The 6,000-nt window shown below is 68.0% G+C and carries 5 protein-coding genes; 2 read left to right on the plus strand and 3 right to left on the minus strand.

Translation table 11 applies throughout. From position 1 onward, the window contains the following. Nucleotides 1–20 precede the first annotated feature (20 nt). Nucleotides 21–1,052 (plus strand): YhjD/YihY/BrkB family envelope integrity protein, encoded by a 1,032-nt coding sequence (locus ACZ7OI_RS30045; RefSeq protein WP_470267485.1) that lies wholly within the window; start codon nt 21–23, stop codon nt 1,050–1,052. A gap of 32 nt (nt 1,053–1,084) precedes the next feature. Here the strand turns inward: ACZ7OI_RS30045 and ACZ7OI_RS30050 are convergent, their stop codons facing one another. Genes ACZ7OI_RS30050 through ACZ7OI_RS30060 form a run of 3 tightly spaced genes read right to left on the minus strand, consistent with a single transcriptional unit; the run spans nt 1,085 to nt 4,287 of the window. Further along, nucleotides 1,085–2,248: a thiolase domain-containing protein gene (locus ACZ7OI_RS30050; RefSeq protein ID WP_470267486.1), complete on the minus strand. Its 1,164-nt coding sequence runs from the start codon at nt 2,246–2,248 to the stop codon at nt 1,085–1,087. Further along, nucleotides 2,245–3,297 (minus strand): thiolase domain-containing protein, encoded by a 1,053-nt coding sequence (locus ACZ7OI_RS30055; protein WP_470267487.1) that lies wholly within the window; start codon nt 3,295–3,297, stop codon nt 2,245–2,247. Before ACZ7OI_RS30055 ends, ACZ7OI_RS30050 begins: the two co-directional genes overlap by 4 nt. Before the next feature lie 6 nt (nt 3,298–3,303). Further along, complete coding sequence (locus tag ACZ7OI_RS30060) at nt 3,304–4,287, minus strand: Zn-ribbon domain-containing OB-fold protein (RefSeq protein WP_470267488.1); 984 nt, start codon at nt 4,285–4,287, stop codon at nt 3,304–3,306. 81 nt (nt 4,288–4,368) lie between these two features. On the opposite strand from ACZ7OI_RS30060, the gene ACZ7OI_RS30065 reads away from it, so the two are divergent. Then, the gene (locus tag ACZ7OI_RS30065) at nt 4,369–5,898 is read left to right on the plus strand and encodes an acyl-CoA synthetase (protein WP_470267489.1); all 1,530 of its coding nucleotides are present in this window, start codon (nt 4,369–4,371) and stop codon (nt 5,896–5,898) included. The last annotated feature ends 102 nt before the right edge of the window (nt 5,899–6,000 follow it).

Raw genomic sequence — 6,000 nt, forward strand, 5'->3', positions numbered from 1 at the left:
GCGCGTCCGCTGGGTAGACAGTGACAGTGAAGCGTTCCCGCAAGACTCCTGGGCCGAGCAGATGGGCCCGCGCGCGTGCCCGGTATCGATGGCTGGACCACATCGCCCGCGCCACCAACCGGTACATCGACTACGGCGGCTACCACTACGTCGCGTCGATCACCTACTTCAGCCTGCTGTCGCTGGTGCCGATCCTGATGCTGTCGTCGTCGGCGGCCGGGTTCGTGCTCGCGACGCAGCCGCATCTGCTCGACGCGCTGGTACGCGGCATTTCCGGTTCCCTGCCCGGCCCGATCGGGACGCAGGTGTCGTCGATCCTGACCGGGTTCGTGGAACAGCGCACCGGCGTCGGGGTCGCCGGTCTGGTCGTGGGCCTGTACTCCGGCTGGAACTGGATGAACGCGCTGCGGGACGCGCTCACCGCGATGTACGGCCAGAACCGGTCCGAGGGGCCGCTGCTGCGCACGATCCTGACGGACGTGCTGGCGCTGCTCGGCCTCGCCGCGGCGCTGCTGGTGTCGTTCGGGATCTCGGTGTCCGGCACCGCGGTCGGCCGTTCGCTGCTGGGGCTGGTCGGCGTCGAGGACACGAGCTGGGGGCACAACCTGCTGTCGTTCGTCTCGGTGCCGCTGGCGCTGCTCGCCGACTGGATGGTGTTTCTGTGGGTGCTCACCCGGTTGCCGCGCGAACGCGTCGGCTGGCGCAGCGCGATGCGCGGCGCGGTCGCCGCCGCGGTGGGATTCGAGCTGCTCAAACTGGCCGGCGGGTTCTACCTGAACTTGATCAGCAAATCGCCGTCCGGGGTGGCGTTCGGTTCGGTGATCGGTTTGCTGTTCTTCATCTCGCTGATCGCGCGGATGCTCATCTACATCACCGCCTGGACCGCCACCGCCCGCGACGCTCCGCGCAAACCGATCCAGCCTCCGGCGGCGACACAGCTGCGGCCGATCATCGCGCCCAAGCAGAACAGCACGAAGGCCGCGGTGCTGGGCGCGGTAGTGGGCGCGTTGGGGACGCTGTTCGCCTTGCGGGGGCGGCGAAAGGACTCGTGAGTGTTCCGGCCGGTTCTAACCGGCCGGAACACTCACGAGGGCTTTTCCGAGCCGACGACCCACATGCTGTAGTACTGCGAGCCGCCGCCGTAGGCGTGTCCTAACGCGACTCGGGCACCGTCCACTTGGTAATCGCCAGCGCGGCCCATCACTTGCTTCGCCGCTTCGGAGAACCGCAGCATCCCGGACGCGCCAATGGGATTCGACGACAGCACGCCGCCGGACGGGTTCACCGGCAGCCGTCCGCCGATCGCGGTGTCGCCGGCTTCGGTGATCTTCCAGCCCTCGCCTTCGGCGGCGAAGCCGAGATTCTCCAGCCACATCGGCTCGAACCAGGAGAACGGCACGTAGATCTCCGCGACGTCCACTTCGGACAGCGGATCGGTGATGCCGGCGTCCCGCCACAAGGCGGCAGCGGCGTCGCGTCCGGCTTGCGGGCTGACCTGGTCGCGTCCCGCGAAGGTCGTGGGCTCGGTCCGCATCGCCGTCGAGTGGATCCAGGCGGCACCGCCCGGCACAGCGTCCCCGGCGGCTTCGTCGCCGAGCACCATCGCGCAGGCGCCGTCGGAGGACGGACACGTTTCGTCGTACCGAATCGGGTCCCACAGCATCTGCGACGCCTGCACCGACTCGACGGTGATGTCGGACTGCTGCAAGTGCGCGAACGGATTCAGCGCGCCATTGCGCCGATCCTTCGCCGCCACGATCGCGCCGATGTGTTCGGGCGCACCGGAACGGCGGATGTACGAACGCACGTGCGGCGCGAAATACCCGCCGGCTCCAGCGCCGACCGGCATCTGGAACGGCGGCAGGATCGACAGGCCCCACATGGCGTTCGACTCGGACTGCTTCTCGAACGCCACCGTCAGCACGCGCCGGTGCACGCCGGACTGGATCAGCGACGTGGCGACCAACGCGGTCGACCCGCCCACCGAACCCGCGGTGTGCACGCGGATCAACGGCTTTCCGTTCGCGCCCAACGCGTCCGAGAGAAACAGTTCGGGCATCATGACGCCCTCGAACAGGTCCGGCGCCTTGCCGATGACGACAGCCTCGATGTCGTCCCAGCCGACCTGGGCGTCCGCCATCGCGCGGTCGATCGCTTCGCGGAGCAGACCGGCCATCGACACGTCGGTGCGCTTCGCGCGGTGGTGCGTCTGCCCGGTCCCGAGCACCGCGGCGAGCTGCTTGGTCATCGTGCCTCCAGCACGGCGAGGAGGTTCTGCTGCAGGGCCGGTCCGCTGGTCGCGTGGGCGAGCGTCTTGGCCGCCTCGCCGCGATGGATCCGCGTGGCGGCTTCGCCGATTCGCGCGAGACCTGCGGAGAACATCGGATTACCAGTGAGCGCGCCGCCGGAAGGATTGATCCGGACGCCGTCGGCGAAACCGAGTTCGCGGCGCAGGATGAGTTCCTGGTGTGTGAACGGCGCGTGCAGTTCGGCCAGTTCGACGCCGTCGAGATCCAGCCGTGCCGCGGCTAAAGCGGTGGACGGGGAGCGCGTGAGGTCGCGCGCGCCCAGGACGGGGGAGTCGATGCGGTGCTCCAGCCCGGAGATGATCGCGGGCCGCTCGACGAGATCGCGAGCCCGTTCCTCCGACGCCAGGATGATCACCGACGCGCCGTCCGTCACCGGTGCGATGTCATGTGCGCGAAGGGGATCGGCGACATACGGCGTGTCGAGCAGATCGGCGACGTCCACGGTTCCGGACAGCTGTGCGGCCGGATTGTTGGCAGCATCAGCGCGTGATCGGGCAGCCACTTCGGCTAGGTCCTTTTCGGACCACAACCCGCCTTCGAGGCCAAGCCTGGCCTGCAGGCCGGCGATCGCCAGCGAGTCCGGCCACAGTGGAGTGACGAGGTACGGGTCCAGCTGCATCGCCATGACGCGGCGGAGCTGTCCGGCGCTGGCTTTGCCGAAGCCGTACACGAGCGCGGTGTCGACCTCGCCGGTGCGGATCTTCAGCCACGCCTCGTACAGCGCCCACGCGGCGTCCATTTCCACATGGGACTCGTTGATCGGCGGGAACGCACCCAGCGCGTCGACCGCGGCGATGAACGAAAACGCGCGTCCGGCAAGGTAATCCGACGATCCGGAGCACCAGAAGCCGATGTCTTGTTTGGACAGTCCGGTGGCGGCGAACGCCTCGGCGAGGATCGGCACGAGCATTTCCACGCCGTTGGTGGTGCCCTCGGTCTTGCGGACGTTGGGCGCCTGCGCGAAACCGGCTACGGCTACTTCAGGCATGGTTCCTCACAGATGGTGGGCGAAGGTCTCGTACGCGGCGTCCGGCTCGCCGGTGGGTTCGAAGTGGCTGATGTTCTCCAGCGACGTCCACCATTCCTCGCGCGGCCGCCAGTTGGCGCGCACGCGCATGCCCATCCGGACCTCCTCGGCGGCACAGCCGAGCACCAGGTGCAGGAAGGCGATGTCGGCCCCGTCGAGCAGAATGTACGCCGCGACGTACGGCGGCTTGATGCGCTGGCCGAGGAACGGCACGTTGACGATGCAGAACGTCGTGACGATGCCGGTGTCGGGCAATTCCACCTCGTCGGTGGTCGGCACGCCGTCCACCGGGCACGCGCCGCGCGGCGGGATGTAGACCTTTTCGCACACCGGGCAGCGCTGGCCGAGCATCCGTCCTTCGGCGAGGCCGCGCAGATACCGGCTTTCCTCCGGGGACGCGGAATGCTGGTATTTCAGGTGCACCGGCGTGATGATCACGCTGACCGGCGCGCCCTCCTCGCGTTCCGCCACCGGCGGCGGGGCCTCGGTGGGCGTGGTGTCCTGCGCGCCGGAGGGCAGGAAGTACGCGATGTCGCGAATGTGGCCGACGGTCTCGTCCGCCCACCGCACGCGCACCCGCTGTCCGATGTGGACATTGTCCGGGGAACCGGCGTCGAGGGCGTGCAGCAGACTGGTGTCCGCGCCGTCGAGTTTCACCAGCACCCAGGCGAACGGACGCGACAGCGGCTGGCCGTCGAGCGGACCCGCGCACCAGGACCAGGAAACGACAACGCCTTCGTCGGCGACCGGGACGAACTCCGTCAACGGGTCCGCGGTGGCCGGGTCGTACTCGACCGGCGGCACGTGCACGCGTCCGTCGCTGCCGCGCACGCCTTCGATCCGGCGTTCGCGCAGCGCGTTGACGAACCGGCCGAGCACCGGGCCGGTGGAACGGGTGTAGTCGAAGCCGACGTTGAGCGGCGCCGACAGAGGGGCATCCGAAACCGTCACGGCTCCGAGTGAAACACGTTCTCGAATCCGAGGCAAGGAACCTGTTGTGTCTATGTGGAACGCGTTCTAGATTTGGGAGCTATGGACCTGGGACTGTGGACCATCGCCGCGGCCGAGCCCGCCCGGGTGGCGCTGGTGGATCCGGACGGGCGGGAAATTTCCTACGGCGATCTGACGGCCAAAGCCAACCGGTATGCCTCCGGGCTGCGCGAGCTGGGCCTCGGCGTCGGCGATTCGGTGGTGCTGCTGCTGCCGAACGGCGACGACCTGGTCGCGGCGTACTTCGCGGCGATCCAGACCGGGCTGTACGTGGTGGTGGTGAACTGGCATCTCGTCGGGCCGGAAGTCGCGTACATCCTCTCCGACAGTGGAGCGAAGGCGTTTCTGGCGCATGAGCGGTTCGCTGATGTCGCGGTCGCTGCCGCGGACGAGGCCGGACTGCCTGCTTCGGCGCGGTTCGCTGTCGGCTCGGTGCCTGGCTTCCGCCGCGTTGAGGAATTGGGCGCGGGGCTGGGAGACGGCCGGCCGGACAACCGGACCGCTGGGTCGCCGATGCTCTACACCTCGGGCACGACCGGGCGGCCCAAGGGCGTCAAGCGGCCGTTGACCGGGGCGGACCCGGATCAGGTGCCCGCCGCGTCGACGTGGTTCTTCGGGGTGTTCGGGCTGCGGCCGTTCGATGATCACGTGCATTTGTGCGGGTCGCCGCTGTATCACACGGCGGTGCTGAATTTCGTGGCTATTTCGCTGCAGCTGGGGCATACCGCGGTGCTGATGGACCGTTGGGACGCCGAGGAAATGCTGCGGTTGATCGAGCGGCATCGGGTCACGCACAGCCATATGGTGCCGACGCAGTTCCGCCGGCTGCTGGGCTTGCCGGACGACGTGCGCGCGAAATACGACCTCAGCTCGCTGCGGGTGATGATTCACGGGGCCGCGCCTTGCCCGCTTGAAGTCAAGCGGCAGATGCTCGAGTGGTGGGGGCCGGTCGTCACGGAGTACTACGCGGCCACCGAAGGCGGCGGGACGGTGATTTCCGGCGAGGATTGGTTGCGCAAGCCGGGGTCTGTCGGGTTGCCGTGGCCGGGGTCGACGATCCGGATTCTCGATGACGCCGGGGAAGAGGTGCCGACGGGCGAGACCGGTGCGGTGTACATGAAGATGGGCGACTCCAAGTTCGAGTACCACCGGGACAAGGCCAAGACGGAGAAGGCCCGGGTGGGGGATTTGTTCACGCTGGGCGACGTCGGGCATCTCGACGAGGACGGGTACCTGTTCCTGCACGACCGCAAGGCGGACATGATCATTTCCGGCGGGGTGAATATCTATCCGGCGGAGATCGAGGGCGAGCTGGTGATGCATCCGAAGGTGGCGGATGTGGCGGTGTTCGGGATTCCGCACGAGGATTGGGGCGAGGAGATCAAGGCGGTGGTGCAGCCTGCGGACGGGGTCGAGGGGTCGGCGGAGTTGACCGCTGAGCTGCTCGCGTATGCGGAGACTCGGTTGGCTCGGTTCAAGTTGCCTCGGTCGGTGGATTATCTGCCCGAACTTCCCCGCGATCCCAACGGGAAGCTGTACAAGCGGAAGTTGCGGGAGCAGTACGTGTCCTGAGGCGGGCCACCACCCCTCAGCCTGATTGTGACGACGGCGCGGGGGGGGGTTTTGGGGGGGGGGAAAGGGACTTGCGAGGACCCCCCCCCCGGCTTTTTTTTC

This window comes from Amycolatopsis sp. NPDC114503, from assembly GCF_055633655.1.

Bases quoted from the DNA above. Each gene is read 5' to 3' on its own strand.
- ACZ7OI_RS30050 (WP_470267486.1), bottom strand. From the start codon at position 2,248: ATGACCAAGCAGCTCGCCGCGGTGCTCGGGACCGGGCAGACGCACCAC.
- ACZ7OI_RS30055 (WP_470267487.1), bottom strand. From the start codon at position 3,297: ATGCCTGAAGTAGCCGTAGCCGGTTTCGCGCAGGCGCCCAACGTCCGC.
- ACZ7OI_RS30065 (WP_470267489.1), top strand. From the start codon at position 4,369: ATGGACCTGGGACTGTGGACCATCGCCGCGGCCGAGCCCGCCCGGGTG.